Source organism: Wolbachia endosymbiont (group A) of Volucella bombylans, assembly GCF_964026965.1.
Taxonomy (GTDB): Bacteria; Pseudomonadota; Alphaproteobacteria; order Rickettsiales; family Anaplasmataceae; genus Wolbachia; species Wolbachia pipientis.
This window is the reverse complement of sequence record NZ_OZ034717.1, coordinates 1,320,904-1,344,547: the sequence shown is the minus strand read 5'-3', so window position 1 is coordinate 1,344,547 and position 23,644 is coordinate 1,320,904. Positions and strand designations below refer to the sequence as shown.

The following is a 23,644-nucleotide window of genomic DNA, read 5'->3' as shown; positions in this document are numbered from 1 at the left end:
TTTTCTCCCTTCTTTTACCGTTTTTCTTCTTGAATTTGGGCAAAGGTTTTGCCAGTATTGGAAAGTATCGCTTCTCTTCCCGTGTATACTTGCCAACGTTTTATGGTCACATCTACAAACGTAGGATCTAGCTCTATCGTTCTACAGATTCTTCCTGTCCTCTCACATGCAATCAACGTACTCCCAGACCCGCTAAATGGATCAAGAACTATGTCCCCTGGTCTACTGCTGTTTACTATCGCTCTCTCCATTAACTCCACTGGTTTCATCGTTGGGTGCAGTGAGTTGTACGTTGGCTTATCGTAAAACCAGAGATCACTTTGATTACGTCCTCCATGCCACTCACGCTTATTGCCATTTTTCCAACCGTAGAGTATTGTTTCGTATTGTCTTTGATAATCAGATCTTCCTAGCGTAAAATGATTCTTTGCCCAAATTATAAATGTCGACCAACGACCACCTGCTTCTTCAAATACCTTTTGCAGCGTTGCCAGCTCGGATGATGATGCACAGATGTAAATTGCACCTTTGGTGTACGCTAAAACGTGAGAACAAATGTCATACAGAAAAAGTTCGTATTTTTCACCTTGATCATCGTTTAGTATTTTTTTGTCTTCTCTTTCCTGACTGTCACCATATGCTACGTTATACGGAGGGTCACACACGGTAATATCTGCCATTTTATCGTCTAATACCGCTTTAAATGATTCAACCAGACAACTATCACCACAGTAGATTCGATGACCACCTAAAATCCATAGATCCCCTGGTTTTGTTATTTTTACCTTTTTGCTATCACCGGCTAAGTCGGAAAAATCTTCTTTTTCACTGTTTTCTCCATCTAAATCATCAAGAAAACGTTGAACCTTTTCCAGCTCAAATCCAGTCATTTTTAGGTCAAACTGCAAATCTTCTAACTCTTGAATTTCCAACTTCAAAAGATCATCGTCCCACTTTGCCCAGTTAGCTGATTGATTTGCTAGTAACCGAAAAGCTTTGGTTTGGGCTTCACTTAAGTTATCACTGAGGACTACTGGAATACTTTCCATACCCAGTTTTCTTGCTGCTTTGAGGCGTAAATGACCATCAACCACAGTGCCATCGCTTTTTGCAACTATTGGAATACGAAACCCAAATTCCCGAATAGAGGCGCACATTCTGTTTACTACATCGTCATTCTTGCGAGGGTTGCGATCATATTCGACAAGATTTTCAATAGGATAGTAGTGTGTTGCTAAGTTCATATTAGTGTATTAAATTGCTATGTTTAAATTCTTAACAAAAAGTTAATAATTAAAAAACGTCTGACGCTGGAGAAGGTCCGGGGTTTCGCTCCCAAATCAGCCTTGCTGGCGGGAAGGACCCACTTCCTATGTGCTATCTAGCATGTTAAAATCTTTACTAAAATTATTAACATAGAACATCAACGCCAAAGCATCCCCCTCATTGTCATCTTGAGGAATAAACCCTTTTCCCTTCACAGCTTCAATAACTTCACTTTTACTTGCATTACCCTTACCGGTGATAAAGCGTTTTATCGTCTTGACAGGTACACCTTGATAAGGTATATTGTTTTCCTCGCACCAAGCTGTTAAATGAGCTAGAAAGCCTCCGTAGCAATGAGCAGCATCAGTTCCAAGGTGTCTTCTTACTTCTTCAAAATACACTGCTTCAATATCTGAAAATCTTTCCCTCATCTCATTGAGCCACCTACGAAAATTTAAGAAGTGCATTCCACCTGGCTTTGTTGCATCGCTAGCTATGATGGATTAAAGATAAAAAAGATAGGGAATATCAGTAGCTTATTATTCTGGTATTTATAACAAGAACGGTCAGTGAATACCTAAATTTGAGTAAAAGAAATTTCACTACCACTCACTAATCTGGCTAAAATTCAAGAATTTCAATGCTTTAGCTATTTTCAATAGAATTAAATTTATTAATATAAATAACAAATTACTATTCTTAAATTTGATCAGATTGATTGCAAAAAAACAAGATTTTCAATAGGTTGCTTATAATCCTAACTATAGTTAGCCTTTCATAAGTAGCGATGCAACAAAGCCATTCCACCTCCGCTGAAACGATTACCATGAAAACTTTCACTCCCACTTTGAATTACTCCATCTGTAAGAATAGCCCAGCCGGTTTGTTTGCCGAGGTCGAGTGTGAGGATTGACATTTGCTATTATTTAAAACTATAAGTAGCGCTAAATATCGTCTGGTTCCTTCAAAATACGCTATGAATGGGTTTTTGTTGGCCAATGACAAGAATCTTATGCTACCTACCTTAGTTAGGACTTGGTATTATATATATTCACCGATTTTACAAAAACTGTTCACTTTTTTTTAATTTTTCTTTGCAAAGCGTAAAAAACGTGCTAAACTCACCCGTGAGTTTGCTATACAATAATAGAATTGCTAAGAATGCCATTTATTCGAGTTCTAAGGGGTATTATATGCGTTCTTTGGTAATAGTAGTATTTGTACCCTAAAGTTGCATCTAGCCTTAAAACAAAGTTTTTACCTCATCTAAAAAAATACAAATTCTCAATTACGTAACTTACCAAAAGCCTAAATTTCTTTTGCTTCCTTCAATCTTTTCTACTCTGTTTATTTGCCGACTTTTGTGTTTGAAGCACATCTACACTCAATGCCCCTATACTCCGGATTTCTCACCACTTTTTCCGGGATTTTCTGAAAAAAAGTTAAAATAATTTGAATGCAGCTCAGAAATTAAAGAGAGCCTAAACTTTAAGAACCCGCTAAACGGAAGTCCGACCTCCTAGACACCTTACTATTTGAGTTGTTTCCATTTTGGAAATAACTGTTTACTGGAGCTGAGAAGAGGTCACATGAATTTTTGATAAAACAGATATTCCCCTCTATCCAGCTCATTAATAAGTTATAATAGCCCTCTAAAGACGTTTTAAAGAATTTAGTTGCAGTAGAGACAATTAATTGGTTAAATTCCTATTGATGATCAATGGTTTGTTTGTAAGTTATAGGAGATAGATAATGGATGAGAATAAGATTGTATTTTATACTACTCCAGGTGGAAATATAGAAATTGAAGTTTTATGCAGAGATGAAAATCTTTGGCTTACGCAAAAAAGGATGGCTGAATTATTTGATGTACAACTGCCAGCTATTAGTAAGCATATCAAGAACATATTTGAATCTGGTGAATTACAGGAAAAAGAAGTTGTTTCCACTTTTGAGGCAACCGCTGCAGACGGTAAAAATTACCCAACACAACTTTACAATTTAGATACAATTATAGCTGTTGGTTATCGAGTTAATTCTAAAAAAGCAACATTATTCAGAGTATGGGCTACAAAAGTTTTGAAGGATTTTATTATCAAAGGATTTGCTTTAGATAGTGAACGACTAAAAAACGGGAAAAAGTTTGGCAAAGACTACTTCAATGAATTACTTGAAAAAATCAGGGAAATACGAGCATCCGAACGTAGATTTTACCAGAAGATTACCGACATTTATGCCGAATGTTCTGCAGATTACGATCCAAATTCAGAAATAACAAAACAATTTTACGCAAAAGTACAAAACAAATTATATTGGGCAATTTATGGTTTAACTGCAGCAGAGTTGATATGTTCTCGGGTTGATCACAAAAAACCACATATGGGGCTAACTACATGGAAAGATGGTCCAGGTAAAAAAATTCACAAGAGTGATGTAAGTATTGCGAAAAATTACTTAACTGAAGAAGAACTAAGTGAACTAAACCACATTGTTTCGATGTATCTAGATTATGCAGAACTTCAAGCAAAAAAGAATCGGCTGATGAAAATGCAAGACTGGGCTGAAAAATTGGATGCATTTCTATTATTCAATGATTATGAAGTACTTAAAGATGCCGGTAAAGTTAGTGCTGAAGTTGCAAAAGCCCTGGCTGAAGGAGAATACGAAAAGTACAGAGTTATACAGGACAAATTACATGAATCTGATTTTGATGAATTAATTAAAGCAAGTAAAGAAAGTGAGAAAATAACTATCTAACTACAACAAAAACCAGCTTGTAGTTGAGTTATCTGTGTTTGACATCTTGTTTACCACCTTTTGTTTTAATTTTAAGGGGGGTGAAAAATTGTGTGCGCCAAGAAGTGCGTAAGGAACAGTTGGTGAAAATCCAACACGGGTAAAGCTTAGCCGGCAACCTGGAACAAACCATTATGCTGCGTAAGGTAACGAGCGTAGTAAAGCTAATGGAATGGACAACATAGGGTGCAACGAAAGTGAAGGTATTGAGTCCCGTAATTCACGCGTCATGGGGGCTGACACTTTACATTTGGTGGAAGGCAACATGGGTAATAACGCTAAGGCAAGATATTACTCACCTCATCGGGATCGAAGGCCGCGTCATGTGTTGAGATGGACCTTACGTGAACTTGGGAGATCCTTTGTATTCCTGTAAGGGTACTCTGGAACAAGTCAATAAAGGCGAGGACTGGAGGAAGATGCAAAGGAAGTCGGACTAACTGATAGTACTCGGAGTGTGGGAAAGCCACATACAAGGGGAAGCGGTTAGCAATATAGTGACTGGTATAGGGATTGCTATACCAATACAACAGAGATTGGAGGAGTATGCAAGGAAAACTAAACCAGATAGCAGTAAGGGCTAAGCAAGATAAGCGAGTAAAATTTACATCATTAGTTCATTTGATTAATGAAGAGAATCTTGCAGAGTGTTATAAGGAACTAAAACGCAACAAGGCTTGTGGTATAGATCGTGTGACAGTGGAAGCTTATGGAGAAAATCTAGAAGAGAAACTTAAAACACTAGTGGATAGTATGAAGAGAAAACAATATCAACCGCTACCAGTGAAAAGGGTATACATACCCAAAGCCGGGAGCAAAGAGAAGCGCGGTCTCGGAATACCATCAACGGAAGATAAGTTGGTACAGGTAATGCTAAAGAAGATATTAGAAAATATTTATGAAGCAAACTTTATGGACAGCTCGTATGGATTTCGACCAGGAAGAAATTGTCATCAGGCGATAAACGCTCTAGATAAAGCAGTTATGCACAAACCAATTAACTATATTGTAGAAGTGGATATCAAGAAGTTCTTTGATAATGTTCAACATAAATGGCTAATGAATTGTCTAAGGGAACGAATAGCTGACCCAAATTTATTGTGGTTAATAAAACGATTTCTAAAGGCAGGAATAGTCGAAGTTGGATGTTATAAAGCAACCGATCAAGGCACACCACAAGGTGGTATAGTAAGCCCTGTATTAGCTAATATATACTTACACTATGTGCTGGACTTATGGTTTGAAAAGAAATTTAAGCCAAAAGCCAGAGGATATTTACAGCTAATAAGGTTTTGCGACGATTTTGTAGTTGGCTGCGAGAGGGAAGAAGACGCAAAAGAATTTCTAGAATTACTGAAACAAAGACTAAGTAAATTTGGGTTGGAAATAGCTGAAAATAAAACAAAAATAGTAAAGTTTGGTAAGAAAGAATGGTATCAAGCAGAAAGAGAGAAACGTAGGACGGCTAGCTTCAACTTTCTAGGATTTACACATTATTGTGGAAAAAGTCGTAATGGTAAACTTATGATGAAGCAGAAAACTTCAAAAATAAGCCTAGCCAGAAAGATTAAAGAAATCAAAGAATGGTTGAAGATGGTACGAAGTCGTATCTGTCTCAAAGATTGGTGGCAGAAACTTAAAGCCAAACTAACAGGACACTATAGCTACTTCGGAGTTAGCGGAAATTATCGGTGTTTGATTCAATTCTATCGACCGGTAACAAAGTTAGCATTTAAGTGGATAAACCGACGTAGTCAAAAGAAAAGTATGGATTGGGAACAATTTATACACTATTTAAAAGTAAATCCATTACCAAAACCAAAGGTATATGTTTCTTTATACACAGGAGCACTAGTGTGAACGCTGTATTGTGGAGCCGTGTGCGGGAAATCCGCAAGCACGGTTCTTTTGGGGAGACTATGGTTATGAGACCAAATCGCTGGTTTCAAGGTCATGAGTCTCTACCAGACTACTACAATTAGTGCAGAAAACAGAATTTCAGGACTTTACATCAAGCTAATCCATAACTGAGGTATAAAGAACAAGGATATGAGTAAGTTTGTATGGAACTTCTATATTATAATCTATTACACTAATAAAAGGATTTGGATGCTGTTGAAAAAACATTACTCAGTAGTTTCTAGTGGCATTTTCACTATATACACAACATTCGAGCCGCAATTGCTGGGTTTTCATCTATTATAAAGGTTAATCTAGGTAGTGTCGACATTTATTTCAACCAAAGAAAAATGCCAGCAATGTGAACAAAAGACAGAAAAGCTATGGCCAATTTGTCGTAGCGTGTAGCAACTCTGCGGAAGTGCTTGATTTTGTTGAACATCCTTTCGATTAAGTTTCTCTCTTTATACAATTCTTTGTCATATTCTCTTGGTGTTTTTCTATTGGAACGCGGTGGGATTACTGGCTCAGCATTTACAGCTTCTGCAGCCTCAATCATATAATTTGCGTCATACCCTTTATCGGCAATAAGTGCCTCCATGTTCTTGCCTTCTATCAGGTCTAAAGCTTTTACGTAATCCGATCTTTGCCCTGCAGTAACAAAAAATCTCAGTGGGTTGCCCAAAGCATCACAAGCAGCGTGTAATTTGCTTGAAAATCCTCCTTTGCACCGTCCCAGCTCTTGTTCTTGTCTACCAGTTTCCACATTTTTTTCTTGCACCAGCAGCATGTTGATGTGCCCTGATTATTGTTGAGTCTATCATGAGCCACTCTGTGTCTCCATTAACAGCTAATGTGTTGAAAATCATCTGCCAAACACCAGATTTTGCCCACCTTATAAAACGTTTATGTACACTTGACCATTTTCCATACTCAGCAGGCAATGCTCTCCATGTTGCTCCTGTTCTACCTATCCACATTATTGCAGCTACGAATCTCCTGTTATCTTTTGCGCTTCTTCCTCTATCTCCTTCCTTACCTGGCAGACTGTTTTTTATTCTCTCCCATTGCTCATCTTTTAAATCATATAGCATTCTCTTTACCTATTAATAAAGAGTACTCTATATCACTATTTTTTTATGTCGACAAGACCTAGACACCCAAAGAGCTTAAGTCTTTGACTTCGTTAACTGTAAGACCGGTAGTTTCAGTTATGATATCAATAGAAACCCCTGCTTTAAGTAGATTCTTTGCGACTGCTATTTTAGCTTGCTTTTCTCCCTCTTTTCTGCCTTTTTCATGTCCGATTTTGATGCCTTCTTGCCTACCTTTTGCATGACCTAATCTAATACCTTCATCAAATTTTTCAGCAAAAGCCGCAATCTCATCCATTATACGTTTTTTCATTTGTTCATATGCTAGTAACTCTTCTTCTGACCAATTAAACTTATTCATCTCTTCATAAGCTCGTTTTATTATTACGTCACTACCAACTATCTTATCTAGATCCTCTTCCCTTGTTTCTGCTGCATATCGGAAAAAATAACACCATTTTTCTACTATATTTTCTAGTTGGTCTTCTTTTGTCTTTGTAAATTTAGGTAGTTCTATGAATACGAAGTAAAAATCCTTTAAGTCATGTTCAAAGCTATTTTGATCTAAAATGACATGATTAGATTTGTACTCAGTCTTATCTGGAAAAATAATACAATCAGCAACAGCTATGAAGATAATTTCCTTGAGATTATGATAATTATCACCTTGATCAGCTTGACTTGAGTAGGCTTTAGCAGCATAATATTGAGCACGTTTTTCGAAGCCTTTGGTCTTAGTGAACTGGTTAGGTAAGGAAGTAGTATTGCTACTACTCCCTCCCTTAGAAACGCAGCATGCAGGTTTCCCCACACTACGCTTGAGCCCCTTATCTAAGTCCTTCTTTTCTCGAACCGGCTTGTCCTTCATGATTCCTCAGAAAACATCATTCTTAATGGTGACACCAACAGTAGAGAACCTTCTCTTGAGAAAGAGCTTGCTAACATTTTTGTTTGTTTCACTCTTTCATCAAAATACTTTTTCCATTTTAAGTCAAGTGGATTTGCATCCGCCCTGATTTTAACATGTCGTCTGATAGGTATATCAATCAACCTAAGCAGTCTTAAATACCTTATCTCTTTCGGTTTGTTCTTGCATATGGGTGCAGCAAAGACCCATTGGCGTTGTTTCATTACCTTGAAGTAACGATTCTTTATCCAACGTAATCCTTTACGAGGATGTCTTTTCTTTGCCCATTTCCATAGAGCACACATAATTTCATGGTCTATTTTGTTAAAAGCTCTTTTCGCACACACATGGCTGTAGTAATTTCCCCATCCCCTTAATAGGGAATTGAGCAACTTGATTAGTACGGCCTGAGTGTTCGCTATGTTTGCCTTTATCAATGTACGTGCTTTATTAAGAAGTTTCTTAATACTTTCTTTTGAAGGTTTTATAATTAACTTCTTATTATACCTGCGTACATTACAACCAAGAAAGTCAAACCCTGTTGTAATAGATGTAATTTTTGTTTTCTCTTCGGAAAGGATAAGACCTCTCTCCTGAAGAAAGGACGATACTAGAGGTTTTACTTCATTTTCCAGTACTTCACGTGTGATTCCTGAAATGATAAAGTCATCTGCGTACCTGATTACATTTACTCCACTTCTGATTTTGCTTCTTCTTTTACTGCCAAGTTTACCAAATTGACTTTCCAATGATTTTTCAAGTCCATTTAGGGCTAGATTTGCTAGTATTGGAGAGATGATACTACCTTGTGGGGTACCTGCAGTTGTGGAATACAGAGTTTTTGATTCTAGGAAGCCAGCTTTTAACCAGCTATGAAGAATTTTCTTCTCCATAGGAATATGCTTCATGAGCCATTCATGGTTAATGTTATCAAAACACCCTTTAATATCACCTTCGAGTATCCATTGTAGTTGGTTACGGCTTGCCAGTAACAAGTGACAAGCCACAGTAGCGTCTGCGCAGGATCTTTTTGGTCTAAAACCATAAGAGTGACGATCACTGATCGTTTCAGCTATCGGTTCCAAAGCAAACAAGTATAATGCTTGCATGGCTCTATCTTTTATCGTAGGGATTCCAAGAGGTCTTCTTTTGCCATTAGACTTACTGATGTATATCCGTTTTAGCGGAGAAGGTTTGTATCCTCTTTGTTTTAATAGCTTTATTCCTTGAAATTTTGTGTTGCAAGTCGACCATATTTGACGATCTACACCTGCTGTGTTTTTTCCTTGGTTTTCAGTTACTCTCTTAACCGCCAAAGCTTTGCCGCTAAAAGAGCGTGTGAGAAGGTGTTGTAAAGTTTTCACCTTACCCCATCTGCCTTGTTGGACAGCCTTAACAATACGCCTCTGTAGCCTCATAACAACTTTTTGGCATTTCTTCCAGGGTAACTGGTTCCATGCTTCGGAGTTATTGGTAGGTGCACTTACAGTTGTACTTGTAATCATCTGCTTTCCTACCTTAAGTGGTTAACAAAGTTTCTTGTCATGAGGGACCAAATGGAAGTCTGCTCGTTTTCACGCGAATTAATGTTACAAATTCTATCCATTTCGTTACAAAATGGCATTCGCTTTCTCCATTATCCTTTACCTGCACATCCATCAGCATTCCTTGCGGGTTGCCTGCCATATAGGCGAAAATACAGGCTTATCCTGTTCCTTTTGTCATACAATAGTGGGTTAGGTGGCTTCTCTATACCGGTGGAATTATTATTTGCGTACATCCAGAAATGAAAAATGTAACTCATCCACATTACCTTTTGGTCGGAGCTTATCAGCATCTTTAGCTCTTTAATCGTTACGATACTTATGAAGCTTCACTTACGTTCACCATACCACTAAGCCTAGCCCTCCAACCACATGATGCTTGTAGTTTATGCTTTCTCTCACGATTGAGCATCTTCTTTATCAAGAGGAGGTTCATTGTCCGCGTCGCTCGGCACCAACTGGTTACCCAATTCGCACTGATGCGTAGACTCAGATGGCAAAACATCTGGTTCAATAAGCTTTAGAATCCTTTCAGTTTCTTTCTGAATGAATTCCTCTCCTTTTAAACAATATGACCGAAGGCTTTCAGGTCGCACCATTTCTGCTATATATCTATTTCCGTGAGAATCCTTGCAGAGAACATCAACAATACTTTGTTTATCAGAGGCAACTTCGGGATCCATAATAGTGCTAAGAAACTCAACTTCTTGTATTGCATTTATCTCAGTAAACCCTAAAATATCGTTCAAAAAGTGGATCAGGATATTCTTATTTTTTTCCGTTCCAAAGATTTTTTTGAAACACAAATCATTGCGAGGATCGAGAAATTTTGAAAGAGCCATGGCAAAAATGCTTGAAAATATTAATAATTATACACTATTATTAACAATTATTCAACCATATTTTTGAAGATAGCTAGTTTCTGTATTTATTTTAAATTGAAGAAAGCTCAAATGAAAGATCGTGCTTTGCTAAAAATCACAGAATGCAGTCTGGTTACAAATAAACTATTTTGACAGTTAATGGGGTCTAGTTTTGATGTATGGACTATCCAAAGAAAAGGGTGGTATCATAACTTCAAAAACTTTTATGCTTTCTTCATTCAGAAATTCATACTTACCCTGCATTATTCCTGACGGTACATTTAAGTATGTTCCACTTGTGTATTTAAATACCTCTCCAGATTTTATCACAGGCTGTTCTCCGATAACACCAACTCCGGCAATTTCATTTACTTTGCCCTTATAATCTATTATTTGCCAATGACGACTTAACAATTGAATAGTTGATTGGCTTTTGTTTTTTATCTTAACGTTATACATCCATACATAGCAATTTTCATAAGGAATGGATTGCTCTTCAATGTAAATTGGTAAAACTGTAACTTCAACAAAGTTGGTAGTCAATGTGTATTCTAGAATCATTATAGAATATTCATGATAAAAAGATAATATTCTAATTATATGCTTTTTTCATAGATTTTTCAAGTATACTTTAATTAGGAAATATCAATTTATAGTATGAACGAACCAGATGCGCTTAGCAAAAAAGTAATAGGAATAATAGGTGGTGGACAATTAGGTAAAATGACTGCTATCGCTGCAACAAAACTTGGACAAAAAACACATGTTTTTGCCAGTGCTAAAGACGATCCGGCTTGCTCTGTTGCTGATGATTTCACAATAGCAGATTTCTCTGATAAGAAAGCTCTTGAATCTTTTGCACAGAGTGTGGATTTAGTTACTATTGAGTCTGAAAATATTCCATGTAGTGCAATTGATATCGATGTAAATTTTTATCCGGGTAAAAAAGCGTTACACATTTCGCAGAACAGACTGAGAGAAAAGGATTTTATTAAAAACTTGGGTATAAAAACTGCTAACTATAAGAGTATACAAAATTATAATGAGCTACTGAAAAGCAGTAGAGCTTTTGGCTATCCAATAAGGCTGAAAACAACAGAAATGGGTTACGATGGAAAAGGACAATATGTGCTTGAGAATGATTCTGAAGTGAAGCAATTTGCTTCCTTTGATTGGAATACAGAGTACATTCTTGAAGCAAGTGTTGATTTACTGAAAGAGGTTTCAATAGTCGTTGCAAGAGATAAAAACTGTAAAGTAGCTTTTTTTCCTATAGCAGAAAATTACCACGTTGATGGAATACTTGATACTTCAACAGTGCCAGCTAAAATAGATAGCAAATTAACTCAAGAGGTACAACGAGCTGCAAAGAAAATAGCAAATGCGCTTGATGTAATAGGAATTCTGGCTATTGAATTTTTTGTTACTAAAGATAACGAATTGTTAGTTAATGAACTAGCTCCCAGACCTCACAATTCTTGCCACTGGAGCTTGGATGCATGTAACGTTAGTCAATTTGAACAGCTAGTTAGGATAATATGCGGGTTACCTATGCAGGAAGTAGTATTACGCTTTCCTTGTATGACGAAAAATATAATAGGTAATGATATATATGATTCTCATAAGTATTTGAGCAACGAAAAAGCTAGTTTAACCATATATGGGAAAAAAGAGGTTAGGGATAAGCGTAAAATGGGACATGTCAATATAGATTTAAGTTAACAGTTTTTCTACGTCATACCGCCACAACTGTACGAACATTGTGATATGATGAGATGTTACATAGTAAACGGTGTCATTCTAGCACCTCTTTTCCCGTCATCCCGCTGCTTGTTAGCGGGATCTCATTTCACTTTGTGAAGGTGTCATCCGAGTAGCCTGACTACTTGGATCCAGGAATTTTATTAAGTTGGTAAGCATAAAAGTGGCTGATCTTATGTTAAAACACAACGTTCTTGATGAGATTACAGCAAGGCTGGGTTCCAGCGTCAGCTACTTGAATGACAGCAGTCCTACGTCATGCCGCCGCGGTATCTCTAGATCCCGCTAACAAGTAGCGGGATGACGATTGTCGTTTAGCCATAAATATTAAGAAATTTACCAAATAAAAAAAAAGGCAAAAGAAGCCCCGTGGTGGTTGGCTATTTACTATGTACTAAAATATCGGCGTTTTTTTTATTCTAAAACGCTTGATTAAGAGCGATTTAGCTGCTTTTAACTTGCAACTAACCTACACCGCAAGTGTTTAAGAAATTTACTAAGCAGGAAAAAAGGCAAAGAAACCCCGTAGTAGCTAGCATTCAAATTCTCCCTTGTCAATTTGACGTTTTTTGCTGTCTTAAACGCTTTGTAAGCGCGTTTCGGCTTATATAGGTAAAAACCTAAAAATTTTTAAAGACATGCGATGCACGTAGTGCGAAAAATTAAACATGAGACGCCAAATACCCTAAGTTTTTTGTCATTAACCTGCACAGATTGCGAAGATAAATAAATAGCTTCAGTTTCATGATAAGGGGACTGGCGAAGGGTGTCAAGTAAGTTTTTTCGTTTCTATTCCCAATAAAAGTTTGTATGCAATAACACAGAAGCATGCACTGCTATTCCTTCATTTCTTCCAATATAACCTAATTTCTCTGCAGTGGTTGCTTTGATATTTACAAATTCATCATCAATTTCTAATGCTTTTGATATGAATTTCTTCATTTCTACTTTGTAAGGCGATATTTTAGGCTCTTCACAAACTATAGTAATATCTAAATTAGACACGCTGTACCCTTTTTCTTTTGCTTTTTTAGCAGCAAAGTCAAGAAAGTGAGATGAATTGCAATCTTTCCATTCAGAGGAACTAGGAGGAAAGTGCTCTCCTATGTCGCCACATCCCAGTGCTCCGAGTATTGCATCAACGATTGCATGTATTGCAACATCACCATCAGAGTGCGCTTCTATTGCCATGTTGTGTTCAATTTTCACACCGCAAATTTTTATAAAGCTTTCAGCACCATTTTGAACTTTAATGAACTTATGTATATCATAACCGGCTCCGACACGAAATTTTGGCTCTTCAAAAAGAAGCTTTGCCATATTGATATCCTCTTTTGTGGTTAACTTAAAATTGCTTTTCTCACCTTTAATAATCGCAACATGTTTTTTGTGCTCTACCATTAGTGATGAATCGTCAGTAAATTCTTTGACTGATTGATGGCATGATAATAATTCTTTGAAATTAAAAATTTGAGGGGTTTGTATGGCTCTGAGCTTTCCTCTTGAAATCGTAGATTCAATAAAACTATTACTCACCAATGACATAGTGTCTTCAACTTCTATTGCTGGAACTACTCCTGTATATTGATCATTAATCATAGATTCAACCAAGTTATCTATCAGAACATCTGACACAAAAGGCCTACAAGCATCGTGTATAACTACAAAATCTGGGTTAACTTTTTGTAAGCTTTCAAGCCCTAGTTTAACTGAACTTTGCCTGTTTTCTCCTCCGTATACAGGGCTTAGTAATTTAGTGTCTGTAATTAGTGATATAGCTTTCTCATAGAAACTTTCATGGTCTCTATTAATTGCTATTCTTATGTAATCTATATATTGGTTAGCCAGAAATCTTTTAATTGTATGAAATAAAACAGATTTACCTGCCAGTTTTATATATTGCTTAGGAATCGTAGAATTGCATCTACTGCCTACTCCCGCTGCAACTATTAATGCTGCTATTTTGTATTTCTTAGCGCACATATTTCTTTTTGTAGAAGCTTTCCTCTCTATCCAAGATTCTTTCCGAAAAATAAAATTTCTGACATCATATAAAAGTTACTTCCCCTATTAACTAGCATAATTATAATAGCAAAAGAGATATTTAGAGAGCTCAAAATCTATCTTTGCCTGCGGATTAAACAACTAAATTTTAGTAAAAAACGATAGTATTACAAATCGTAAAATACTTTCAACATAGGAAAAATAAATTGCATATTTTTCAGTAAATTAGCTATGCTAAACACATGCAAAAACGTCATATAACTATTTGTTTCATACTGCTTTTTATAATAGGGATGTTATTCCTGATGCGTACTATGATTTTTCCATGTTTAATATCTATTATTATTGCATATTTGTTTAATCCGCTAGTAATTAAGTTTGAAAAGTATAGAATACCACGTTCATGTTCTGTAATTTTTATAATACTTGTTTTATTAATAGCTTTTATACTAGTCATAACATTTGTTTTACCTATTATATATGTTCAAATTACTTCAATATTAAATTTCTTAGTGAGTAAAGTGCCTTCATTAGAGCTTAAAGTAATCCCCTCTGTATTAGAATTTCTTAATATAAAAATCGAGGATAGCTTATTTGATCACTTATCTAAAAATCTAGCAGAAAATTACAGCAACTATGTATCTTATTTCATGAATGCTCTTGATATTGCTAGTAACTTTATAATCCAAGTGTTAAGTTCAAGCTTTAACACGGTATCATTAATGGTGATTACTCCTGTAGTGTTTTTCTATATATTACGTGATTGGCCTTTAATTATAGAAAAAGCTAATAAATTAATCCCTATTCCTTACAGGGGAAAAATTGCAGATTATTTTTTCAAAGTGGATTTCATTATATCTAATTATCTAAAGGGGCAGGTAAATGTATGTATTGTCATGATGATCTTTTACTCTGTAAGCCTGAGCATAATCGGATTGAAACACTCTATTGTTATTGGAATTTTATCAGGAATGTTAACGTTCATACCTTACGTAGGGCCATTATTATATACCATTATTGGGTTTTTGAGCGCTATCACTCAATTTAGTGGATGGTTTGAAAGTGCTGCTGTTTTGCTATTATTTGGTGTTGGGCAATTAATAGATTCAAACATATTAGTTCCTTTATTAATAGGAAAAAAAGTTCATATACATCCAACTGTAATTATTCTGGGAATTACTATATGCGCTTCATATTTTGGATTTATAGGTATATTACTTTTTATTCCAATAATAGCAATGTTCAATGTATCAGTAGAATATGCAATCAATAAATATTTTAAAAGTGAGCTTTATAAAAACGGCTAACAGACCTTTTGCATAATCAATTTATGGTAAGAGGAGAAATGAGCCCAGAATACCTGACACATTTGAGGAGCGTAAGTAAATTTCTGCGCAAAAATTACTACCAGAAAGAGGTTACGTAAGAGGTTCAACGTGCAATTAAATTTATTTAACAACAATCAAGCTGATTATAGTCGGCAGAATTACATCGTCTTAGATGAAAATAAGCACGTGTATAATTCGGTAGTTAATGATTTATCTTGGAAATGTCTGATTCTTTTTGGACCTAAAAACTCCGGTAAAACTCATCTTGCTCATATTTGGCAATCAATAGACGATGCAATTTTTATCAATGTGAATAACTTCGTAAGCGAGATTAGGTATAGCGATGCTTTTATTTTAGAAGACGTACAAAACATTAAAGATGAAGCAATGTTATTACATTGTTACAATTACATGAAAGAAAGTGACAAGAGGCTGCTAATCACTTCTTCAATTTCACCAAAAAAGCTTAACTTCAAATTAAGAGATTTAAGTTCTCGAATATTATCAACTATCAGCGTAAAAATTTTGCCTGCAAGCGAGGAATTATTAAGAATTATGCTAATAAAACGATTTTCAGATAAACAGTTAAAAATTGATTTAAAAGTGATTAATTATATTTTAGCAAGAATAGAACGTTCTTTCTATAGCATTGATAAAATTATAGAGAAGATAGATAATGAATCTATAGGGTCGAATGTGACCGTTCCTTTTATTAGCACTTTATTAAAAAAAGATGCCATTTGATTTCTTCTTTTGTAAAGGTGTATATTAAAAATTTATTAACACCCATAACACTAACGTAATTGAAATCTCTATCTGTCCATGTTAGAATTATAATCAATGTTATGTTATAATAAATATAGATAGATACAGCTAAGAAGTATTCTATATTTATAGTAGAGCTCACTTTATAAGGTGTTTTTTATAGATTTAACGTTATAATTTAACTATGATAAGAGTAAGATTAAATTTAAGAAAAAGGTTAAAGCAAAAGTTTGTGATGTTCACTCTATTGATAAATGCTTTATTTGTCTCATATTTTCTCATAAGAAACACAGGGAACACTTCTAATCAAATTATAGCCAAAGAAATAAATATAGGAGCTGATAATGAAAAATAAACAGTCGCAAAATAAAAAAGAAAATCTTTACATAACATATTACATAGATGCTTTAGCTTCAGAGAGGTCCGCTACACAAAATACTCTGGAAAGTTATCGTTCGGATTTACACCAGTTTGAAGAATTTTTATTGGAAAGCGGCACTACCTTGGTTGGTGTAAACAAAACCAATATTAAAGATTATGTGAAATCTTTATGTACACAAAAAAAATATAAAAGTAGCTCTATATCAAGAAAAATATCCGCTATGAAAAATTTCTATAAGTGTCTATTTAATGACGGAATAATAGATTTTAATCCAGCGCCGGCTAATGATGCTGAATTAAAGAATCCAAAAGTTTCTCGTCCTTTGCCTAAGTATTTAAGTGTCGAAGAAATATTTTTGCTAATGGACGCAGTGAGAAAATCAGCAAGCGAATCGAATAAAGAGATAAGCAGTAAAAGGCTATGTGCGATTTTAGATATCCTTTACTCTTCTGGAATGCGTGTTTCTGAACTAATTAGTATGAAATTATGTGAAGTGTCGCATTTAATAAACAGTAATAACAAAGAATGCTATATAATAATAAAAGGAAAAAGTGGTAGAGAGAGGCAAATTCTTTTTAATGAACAAGCATTGCAGAGCCTTAGAAATTATTTATCAGTTCGTGACAATCTGCTCTCTAACAGAAAGGAGTCTGATTGGCTATTCCCAGGTGGTAAACCTAATAAACCAATTACAAGGCAGAGGGTCGGTCAATTAATGAAGGAGTTAGCAAGAAAATGCAATATTGATGAAAATAAGATCTTTCCACACGTGATTAGGCATTCTTTTGCTACCCATCTACTGGATAGCGGAGCAAATATTGTGTTGATACAGAAAGTTCTTGGCCATACTAACCTTTCTACAACACAAATATATACTCATATTGCTAACGAAAAGTTAAAGGACAAATTAGCTGATTCGCATCCTATTACTCAGATGATCAATAATTAAATTTATTGTTTTTAATTTGTAATAAAGTTAAATTTAAATAAATTTATGTGAGTTTGTGATTTCAAGTTTATTGTTTAATTTCTTTCTTATATTATGGGAGGTATTCTATACTTTCATTACTCTCCCTGTAATTTTCTTTTCTGAGTGTGTAATAACCATTTTCCTCGTCTGTTCGGTGAGAGTTGTATTATTCATGCTGCGTTTATTATGTGGCATTAAATATGAAGTGAGGGGAATGGAAAACATCCCTAAGCAACCTTTTATCATTGCATCTAAACACCAATCTCCATTTGAAACATTTATTTTTATACTACTATTTAGAAAAGCGGTTTTTATTTTAAAACGTGAATTGAAATGGATTCCATTCATTGGTTTGCATCTTATAGCGCTGAAAATGATTTTTATTAACCGTTCAGATGGTATCAGTTCTATACGCCATATAATCAAACTAGCAAAAATGCGTATAAAAGAAAATAGAAGCATAATAATATTTCCTGAAGGTACAAGAACAACTATAAACCAAAATATAAAATATCAACCAGGTATTGCTGCTTTATATAGCGTATTATCTGTTCCTGTGTTACCGGTTGCTTTAAACACTGGTTTGTTTTGGCCAAAAAGCATACTTTCTCTGAGAAAAAATCCCGGAAAGGCAGTAATAGAAATATTGCCCCCAATATATTCTGGGTTAAACAAAAATGAATTCTTGCAAAGTTTAGAAAAAATTATTGAAGAGAGAAGCAGTAGATTAACCATAGAAAAAACTGATATTGCAAATTAACAAAAAAACTTTATAATTAAAAGGAAAGTACAGTATTTTAGGTATTAATATATGGCAAATCATAAGAGTGCTAAAAAAATGATAAAGGTAATAGCAAAACGCACTTTAATAAATAAGATGCGGAAAAGTAAAACTCGCACCGCTATTAGAAAATTGGTTGATATAATCAAGTCTGGCGACAAAGAAAATGTTGTTCTGGCATTTCGGAATGCTGAATCTAATTTACACAAGTGTGTGAATAAAGGTGTTATTCATAGGAATACTGCTGCGCGTAAAATAAGTCGCTTAAATGCAAAAGTAAAAGCATTGATGACCGCTTAATACGGTTAATGTAAAGTTAACTGTATTAATATATACTCCTCAGTTTGTATATTCTGTATAAAATTTAAGTAGCTTAAGTGATGGATAAAAAAGTGCTATTAGAACTAAGTAATGGATTAAAAATCGAGCTACCTGTATTAAGCGGAACAACAGGTCCTGATGTGTTAAATATCAAGGATTTATATAAGATGACAGGATTATTCACTTACGATCCAGGGTTTGTTTCTACAGCTTCATGCTCTTCTACAATTACATTCATTGATGGAGATGAAGGAGTTCTTAAATATAGGGGACATAATATAGCTGATTTGGCAGAGAATAATAATTTTACTGCTGTGATTTATTTATTGCTCTATGGTGAATTACCCAGTTCAGAGCAACACAAAAAATTTCTTCTCAAAATACAAGAATCATCCAAAGTATCAGAGCAAGTTACAAATGTAATTAAAGCATTTCCAAAAACTGCTCACCCTATGTCAATCTTAGTTGCATGTTTTGCAAGTTTGTCAGCATCTTACCATGAAAAGCATGGCAACAATATCAATGGTGAAGATCTAGATTTTGGAATTTCTGCAATAGCGCAAGTTTCCACAATTATTGCAATGATTTATAGGCATATCAACAATCAGGAATTCATAAATGCTAACAATGAATTAAGTTACAGTGAAAATTTCTTAAAGATGATATTTGGCGATGCTGTTGATAATGATAAAAGCACCCTTTTTGCAAAAGCTCTGGATAAAATATTTACTCTCCATGCTGATCATGAACAGAATGCTTCTACGGCGGCTGTCAGATTGGTGGGATCGGCTGGTTCTAATCTGTTTGCAAGCCTCTCTGCAGGAGTTGCTACACTTTGGGGACCAGCACATGGTGGAGCTAATGAGGCAGTTATAAATATGCTAAAAGAGGTAGAGCAAAGTGGAGATATAGATAAATTCATCGAAAAAGCTAAAGATGATAAAGATCCATTTAAATTGATGGGATTTGGACATCGTGTTTATAAAAATTATGATCCGCGCGCGCGTATATTGAAAGGCGCTTGCCATGAGGTTCTAAGTAAACTAGAACAAAATAATGAACTGCTTAAAATTGCAAAAAAACTTGAAGAAATAGCTTTAAAGGATGAATATTTTATTGTGCGTAAGTTATATCCAAATGTTGATTTTTACTCAGGTATAATAATGAATGCTATCGATATTCCCTCAAATATGTTCACGCCTATTTTTGCACTTGCAAGAACCACTGGTTGGGTTACTCAGTGGTATGAAATGATAAATGATAAAGAAACTAAGATCTGTAGACCAAGGCAACTCTATTTTGGTAAATAAATTTATTTTCACTTCATTAGACTTCTTGCATAACCCAAACTAAGTAGAAAAAAGGTGTCATCCGAGTAGCTGACACTGGTTCCTTTACGACGGAAGTGTCCAGAGGTGTCATTCCAGTCTGGAATCCAAAAAAAAGGATGGTGTCATTCCGTATCCGTTCAGCCAATGGCGTCAACTTAAGAACTTTCATTAGCAAACTCTCCTAAAGACATGATGGCGTTTAGGCTTATCTACTTTATTGCGGCTGTCCCGGTCGGATTTTAACTTTAGCGCGTATACTTAAAAAGGGCTTGAAAGTTTTTTGGTGCAATAAGTACCTGATAGAGTTTCTGTCTCATTACACTAAATAAAACTGAAAAATTTAAACGATACTCAGAGGTTGTCCGGAAACTAGTAAATTCAAGCATATTCCCTCTTTAACATAACCCTACTCATAGCTAGGTATATGAAATTCTCAGTGGATGTTGTGAGTAAATCATACTCCTTCGATAGCCTTCTATTCCTATTAACCCAAGCAAAAGTCCTTTCTACAACCCATCTTCTTGGCTGTACTTTAAACCCTTGTTCTCTTGTTGGTAGTAGCTCAGGTGGCGTATCTTTGTGCACCCAAAATCTACATGGAGGCCTTGTAACAATTTCAATATCTATGTCATATTCTTCCTTTATGTGATTCTTTAAATTTCTTCCTTGGTATCCCATGTCAGCCCACATTTTTTTAACTTTAGTATATTTTGTTCTCATATTGTTTAATGCTATTTTAATACCATCTCTATCATTTTCGTTAGCAGCGCCTACGTAACAACCTAGTATAAAACCCTGAGTGTCTGTAATTATATGCCTTTTTCTACCCTTTACTTTTTTACTTCCATCATAGCCTTTGATCCCCCCTTTTCTGTAGTCTTTACAGATTGACTATCTACTATACAGGCACTCGGCTGCTCATTCCTTCCTATTTTTCTTCTACTATATTTTGTAATTTCATAATTCATTTTCTCAAAAATTCCCTGCTTCTTCCATTGCCTGAACTGCTCATACACAGTCTTCCATAGCGGAAAATCATTTGGTAAATACCGCCATTGACACCCTGTACGCAATACATAGAAAATTGCTTCTAATATTTCTCTTTTGCTATACTTTGGCGGCCTTCCTCCTTTCTTGTATGATACTCTGAAGTGTTTTTCTATTCTTGCCCATTCCCTTTCGCTTAGATCTGTTGGATACTTTTTTCTCATCTTTACCCCGTACTAAAATTTCAGATATTATAGCCTTTTACTTGTTTCCGGACAACCTCTGATACCAATTCCCATTACAGGGCAAACAGATGGACAATGATGGAAGAAAAGCCATACTGAAGTAAGTAAAATAGCGAGGTTTAAATGGCATTAAGATCAAAATTATTGGATGAAAAAGTAGTAGAATCAGCAAAAGAAATGCTGAAGAAAGTAAGGAATAATGCATATGTTTCAAAAAAACTAAATGCTGTAATTGCAGCAAAAAAGTACAGTATAACGGCTGTAGCAAAAATATATTGCATTTCAAGAAGCGCACTAACTTCGTGGGTAAAACTCTTGAAAATTGGCAGAGAAGAAAAACTGTTTGCTCCTTCACAACGTCGTAGAAAAACTAAATTAAATCAGGCTCAACTACAGCAAATTGAAGAGTGGATAGAAGAAAATCCTAATATCACCATTAAAGAAATGAGAATAAGAATCCAGGAAAAGTTCGGATTAAATATCAGCAAATCTACAGTACACCGCCATATGCAAAAGATGAAATTCTCATATATTACACCAAGACCAGTTCATAATGGACAAGATAAAAGCAAACAAGAGGAATTCAAAAAAAAATCTCAATGGAGCTATTAGCAAGTATCCAGAAAAAGAGCTATTTTTCTTTGATGAATCATGGTTTGGCACACATTCAAAAGTTGGACATGGGTGGTTTAAAAAGGGGATTAGAACACAGGTTAAAACAAAATTAGGTAGGCAAAATTTCTATCTCTATAGTGCAGTTAATCCTAGAAATCGAGAGAGTTCTAGCTTATTTGCACCAAATGTCAACACTGATTGCATGAACATATTTCTTGAGCAAATTTCGCAATATCTAGAAACACGAGAGGCTTTTCTCGTTATGGACTGTGCTAGTTGGCATAGGTCAAAAAATTTAAAGGTACCTAAAAATATCGACATTATATACCTACCTCCATACTCACCTGAGCTAAATCCTGTTGAGAGGCTTTGGTTATATATAAAACAGAACATTTTGCGCAATAAAATATACGATACAATTGCTCTACTTGAGGGTGCTTTGTGCAAATTTATTACTTCTCTTGCCAGCTCCACAATTAAACAACTCTGCAATGTTTCCTATTTGACTGGACAACAATGAGAATTGGTATCAGTAATTTGATCTGGGTTCCAAGGCCCTTGTGCATCACACATATGAAGCGATAATATATTGCACATGACCAAGTTTGCCCAAAATTCTTGTAATACAGCCTCTCCAGAAAAATTCTCTAACTCTGCTCCTACTTTGAGTCGTTTCCTCTATGTGCCACCTTAACACATAAGCTTTGCTCCAAAGTCTCGGTCAAAAACTCTGTTTCTCAGTTGGCTAATGTCAGCACTATAACTCTTACTTTCTGTCCTTTCATTTTATTTTTTAGCTTTTCATTTTCTAATATAAAATCAAAATCTAATTCGCCAGCGTTCCCATAGCTTAGAGGTTGTCCACAAACCAGTAAATCAAGCATATTCCCTACTTAACATAACTTTACTCATAGCCAGATATATGAAACTTTCAGTAGATGTTGTAAGTAAATCGTACTCCTTCGATAGCCTTCTATTCCTATTAACCCAAGCAAAAGTCCTCTCTACCACCCACCTTCTCGGCTGTACTGAAAATCCAGGATCCCGTTGTGGCAATAGTTCTAGTGGTGTATCTTTATGCACCCAAAACCTACATGGAGGCCTTTTGACAATTTCAATATCTATCCCATATTCTCTCTTTACGTAATCCTTTAAATCTTTTCCTTGGTATCCCATATCAGCCCACATTTTCTTAATATTGCTGTATTTTTCCTTCATATTGTCCAATGCCATCTTCACCCCATCTCTGTCATTTTCGCTTGCAGCTCCTACATAGCAACCAAGCACAAATCCTTGAGTATCTGTGATTATATGTCTTTTTCTCCCCTTTACCTTTTTCGCACCATCATAACCTTTGCCCCCCTTTTTCCGTGGTTTTTACCGATTGACTGTCCACTATGCATGCGCTCGGCTTCCCATTTTTGACCTACTATATTTAGTGATATCATAGTTCATTTTCTCAAAAATTCCCTGCTTTTTCCATCTTCTAAACTGCTCATACACAGTCTTCCATAGCGGAAAATCATTTGGTAAATACCGCCATTGACATCCTGTGCGCAGTATATAAAGAATTGCATTTACTATCTCACACTTACTGTATTTTGGTGGCCTTCCTCCTTTCTTGTATGATACTCTGAAGTGTTTTTCTATTCTTGCCCATTCCCTTTCGCTTAGATCTGTTGGATATTTTTTCCTCATCTCTTACCTCAATATTCTTTCTTTATATACTACGTATTCCTTGGTTTGTGGACAACCTCTTAGAGGTTGTCCGGAAACAAGTAAAAG

Annotated in this window: 17 protein-coding genes and 7 pseudogenes; 11 read left to right on the top strand and 13 right to left on the bottom strand. The window is 35.3% G+C overall.

What is annotated here, in order from left to right; translation table 11 throughout:
- Nucleotides 1-14 precede the first annotated feature (14 nt).
- On the bottom strand, nt 15-1,244 hold the full coding sequence (locus AAGD51_RS06800; RefSeq protein WP_095742730.1) for a DNA modification methylase: 1,230 nt from the start codon (nt 1,242-1,244) through the stop codon (nt 15-17).
- A 126-nt stretch (nt 1,245-1,370) separates the two neighbouring features.
- A pseudogene (locus AAGD51_RS06795) lies at nt 1,371-1,739 on the bottom strand (Holliday junction resolvase); the annotation flags it as partial.
- 1,279 nt (nt 1,740-3,018) lie between these two features.
- On the opposite strand from AAGD51_RS06795, the gene AAGD51_RS06785 reads away from it, so the two are divergent.
- The 3 genes from AAGD51_RS06785 to ltrA (AAGD51_RS06775) all read left to right on the top strand — a co-directional run bounded on the left by AAGD51_RS06785 (nt 3,019) and on the right by ltrA (AAGD51_RS06775) (nt 5,922).
- Complete coding sequence (locus AAGD51_RS06785; protein WP_410542058.1) at nt 3,019-4,023, top strand: virulence RhuM family protein; 1,005 nt, start codon at nt 3,019-3,021, stop codon at nt 4,021-4,023.
- A gap of 494 nt (nt 4,024-4,517) precedes the next feature.
- On the top strand, nt 4,518-4,646 hold the full coding sequence (locus tag AAGD51_RS06780) for a hypothetical protein (protein WP_255324786.1): 129 nt from the start codon (nt 4,518-4,520) through the stop codon (nt 4,644-4,646).
- A complete protein-coding gene (ltrA, locus tag AAGD51_RS06775) occupies nt 4,609-5,922 on the top strand; it encodes a group II intron reverse transcriptase/maturase (RefSeq protein ID WP_006280268.1) in 1,314 nt (437 codons plus the stop codon). Before AAGD51_RS06780 ends, ltrA (AAGD51_RS06775) begins: the two co-directional genes overlap by 38 nt.
- Before the next feature lie 370 nt (nt 5,923-6,292).
- On the opposite strand, the pseudogene AAGD51_RS06770 reads toward ltrA (AAGD51_RS06775), so the two are convergent.
- From AAGD51_RS06770 to apaG, 6 genes and pseudogenes are all read right to left on the bottom strand, one after another.
- Nucleotides 6,293-7,055: pseudogene (locus AAGD51_RS06770) on the bottom strand (IS5 family transposase).
- Between the two features lie 58 nt (nt 7,056-7,113).
- Nucleotides 7,114-7,923, bottom strand: a complete 810-nt coding sequence (locus AAGD51_RS06765; protein ID WP_341810451.1) for an Rpn family recombination-promoting nuclease/putative transposase — start codon at nt 7,921-7,923, stop codon at nt 7,114-7,116.
- Nucleotides 7,920-9,467, bottom strand: a complete 1,548-nt coding sequence (gene ltrA, locus AAGD51_RS06760) for a group II intron reverse transcriptase/maturase (protein WP_006280223.1) — start codon at nt 9,465-9,467, stop codon at nt 7,920-7,922. Before ltrA (AAGD51_RS06760) ends, AAGD51_RS06765 begins: the two co-directional genes overlap by 4 nt.
- 37 nt (nt 9,468-9,504) lie before the next feature.
- The gene (locus tag AAGD51_RS06755) at nt 9,505-9,648 is read right to left on the bottom strand and encodes a hypothetical protein (RefSeq protein ID WP_173862902.1); all 144 of its coding nucleotides are present in this window, start codon (nt 9,646-9,648) and stop codon (nt 9,505-9,507) included.
- 454 nt (nt 9,649-10,102) lie between these two features.
- Nucleotides 10,103-10,348, bottom strand: a pseudogene (locus AAGD51_RS06750) (PD-(D/E)XK nuclease family transposase); the annotation flags it as partial.
- 177 nt (nt 10,349-10,525) lie between these two features.
- The gene (gene apaG, locus AAGD51_RS06745; protein ID WP_179951370.1) at nt 10,526-10,927 is read right to left on the bottom strand and encodes a Co2+/Mg2+ efflux protein ApaG; all 402 of its coding nucleotides are present in this window, start codon (nt 10,925-10,927) and stop codon (nt 10,526-10,528) included.
- Between the two features lie 99 nt (nt 10,928-11,026).
- Here apaG and AAGD51_RS06740 point away from each other — a divergent pair, with 99 nt between their 5' ends.
- Nucleotides 11,027-12,091 carry a 5-(carboxyamino)imidazole ribonucleotide synthase gene (locus AAGD51_RS06740; protein ID WP_006279559.1) on the top strand — a complete coding sequence of 355 codons (1,065 nt, stop codon included), beginning with the start codon at nt 11,027-11,029 and terminating at the stop codon, nt 12,089-12,091.
- An 828-nt stretch (nt 12,092-12,919) separates the two neighbouring features.
- On the opposite strand, the gene AAGD51_RS06735 is transcribed toward AAGD51_RS06740, so the two are convergent.
- On the bottom strand, nt 12,920-14,113 hold the full coding sequence (locus AAGD51_RS06735; RefSeq protein WP_077188604.1) for a bifunctional 2-C-methyl-D-erythritol 4-phosphate cytidylyltransferase/2-C-methyl-D-erythritol 2,4-cyclodiphosphate synthase: 1,194 nt from the start codon (nt 14,111-14,113) through the stop codon (nt 12,920-12,922).
- 263 nt (nt 14,114-14,376) lie between these two features.
- Here AAGD51_RS06735 and AAGD51_RS06730 point away from each other — a divergent pair, with 263 nt between their 5' ends.
- From AAGD51_RS06730 to AAGD51_RS06705, 6 genes are all read left to right on the top strand, one after another.
- Nucleotides 14,377-15,441, top strand: a complete 1,065-nt coding sequence (locus tag AAGD51_RS06730; RefSeq protein WP_077188603.1) for an AI-2E family transporter — start codon at nt 14,377-14,379, stop codon at nt 15,439-15,441.
- A gap of 129 nt (nt 15,442-15,570) precedes the next feature.
- Nucleotides 15,571-16,206 carry a DnaA ATPase domain-containing protein gene (locus AAGD51_RS06725; RefSeq protein ID WP_341810450.1) on the top strand — a complete coding sequence of 212 codons (636 nt, stop codon included), beginning with the start codon at nt 15,571-15,573 and terminating at the stop codon, nt 16,204-16,206.
- A gap of 365 nt (nt 16,207-16,571) precedes the next feature.
- Nucleotides 16,572-17,558, top strand: coding sequence for a tyrosine-type recombinase/integrase (locus AAGD51_RS06720; protein ID WP_236514347.1), 987 nt, complete (start codon nt 16,572-16,574; stop codon nt 17,556-17,558).
- Between the two features lie 55 nt (nt 17,559-17,613).
- Nucleotides 17,614-18,339, top strand: coding sequence for a lysophospholipid acyltransferase family protein (locus AAGD51_RS06715; RefSeq protein ID WP_006279235.1), 726 nt, complete (start codon nt 17,614-17,616; stop codon nt 18,337-18,339).
- 51 nt (nt 18,340-18,390) lie between these two features.
- Nucleotides 18,391-18,660, top strand: coding sequence for a 30S ribosomal protein S20 (gene rpsT, locus AAGD51_RS06710; RefSeq protein WP_006279236.1), 270 nt, complete (start codon nt 18,391-18,393; stop codon nt 18,658-18,660).
- An 80-nt stretch (nt 18,661-18,740) separates the two neighbouring features.
- A complete protein-coding gene (locus AAGD51_RS06705; RefSeq protein WP_236514345.1) occupies nt 18,741-19,991 on the top strand; it encodes a citrate synthase in 1,251 nt (416 codons plus the stop codon).
- 189 nt (nt 19,992-20,180) lie between these two features.
- Here the strand turns inward: AAGD51_RS06705 and AAGD51_RS06700 are convergent.
- Together AAGD51_RS06700 and AAGD51_RS06695 are read right to left on the bottom strand one after the other, a co-directional pair.
- Nucleotides 20,181-20,368 (bottom strand): annotated as a pseudogene (locus AAGD51_RS06700) (IS4 family transposase); the annotation flags it as partial.
- Nucleotides 20,369-20,390: 22 nt separating this feature from the next.
- Nucleotides 20,391-21,223, bottom strand: a pseudogene (locus tag AAGD51_RS06695) (IS5 family transposase).
- A 144-nt stretch (nt 21,224-21,367) separates the two neighbouring features.
- Here AAGD51_RS06695 and AAGD51_RS06690 point away from each other — a divergent pair.
- Nucleotides 21,368-22,379, top strand: a protein-coding gene (locus tag AAGD51_RS06690; RefSeq protein WP_236514338.1) for an IS630 family transposase whose coding sequence is annotated in 2 segments (ribosomal slippage) — nt 21,368-21,829 and nt 21,831-22,379 — 1,011 coding nt in all. Because the reading frame shifts where the segments join, the coding sequence is not laid out codon by codon here.
- 8 nt (nt 22,380-22,387) lie between these two features.
- Here AAGD51_RS06690 and AAGD51_RS06685 read toward each other — a convergent pair.
- A pseudogene (locus tag AAGD51_RS06685) lies at nt 22,388-22,698 on the bottom strand (IS4 family transposase); the annotation flags it as partial.
- A 37-nt stretch (nt 22,699-22,735) separates the two neighbouring features.
- Nucleotides 22,736-23,557, bottom strand: a pseudogene (locus AAGD51_RS06680) (IS5 family transposase).
- Nucleotides 23,558-23,644: the final 87 nt, after the last annotated feature.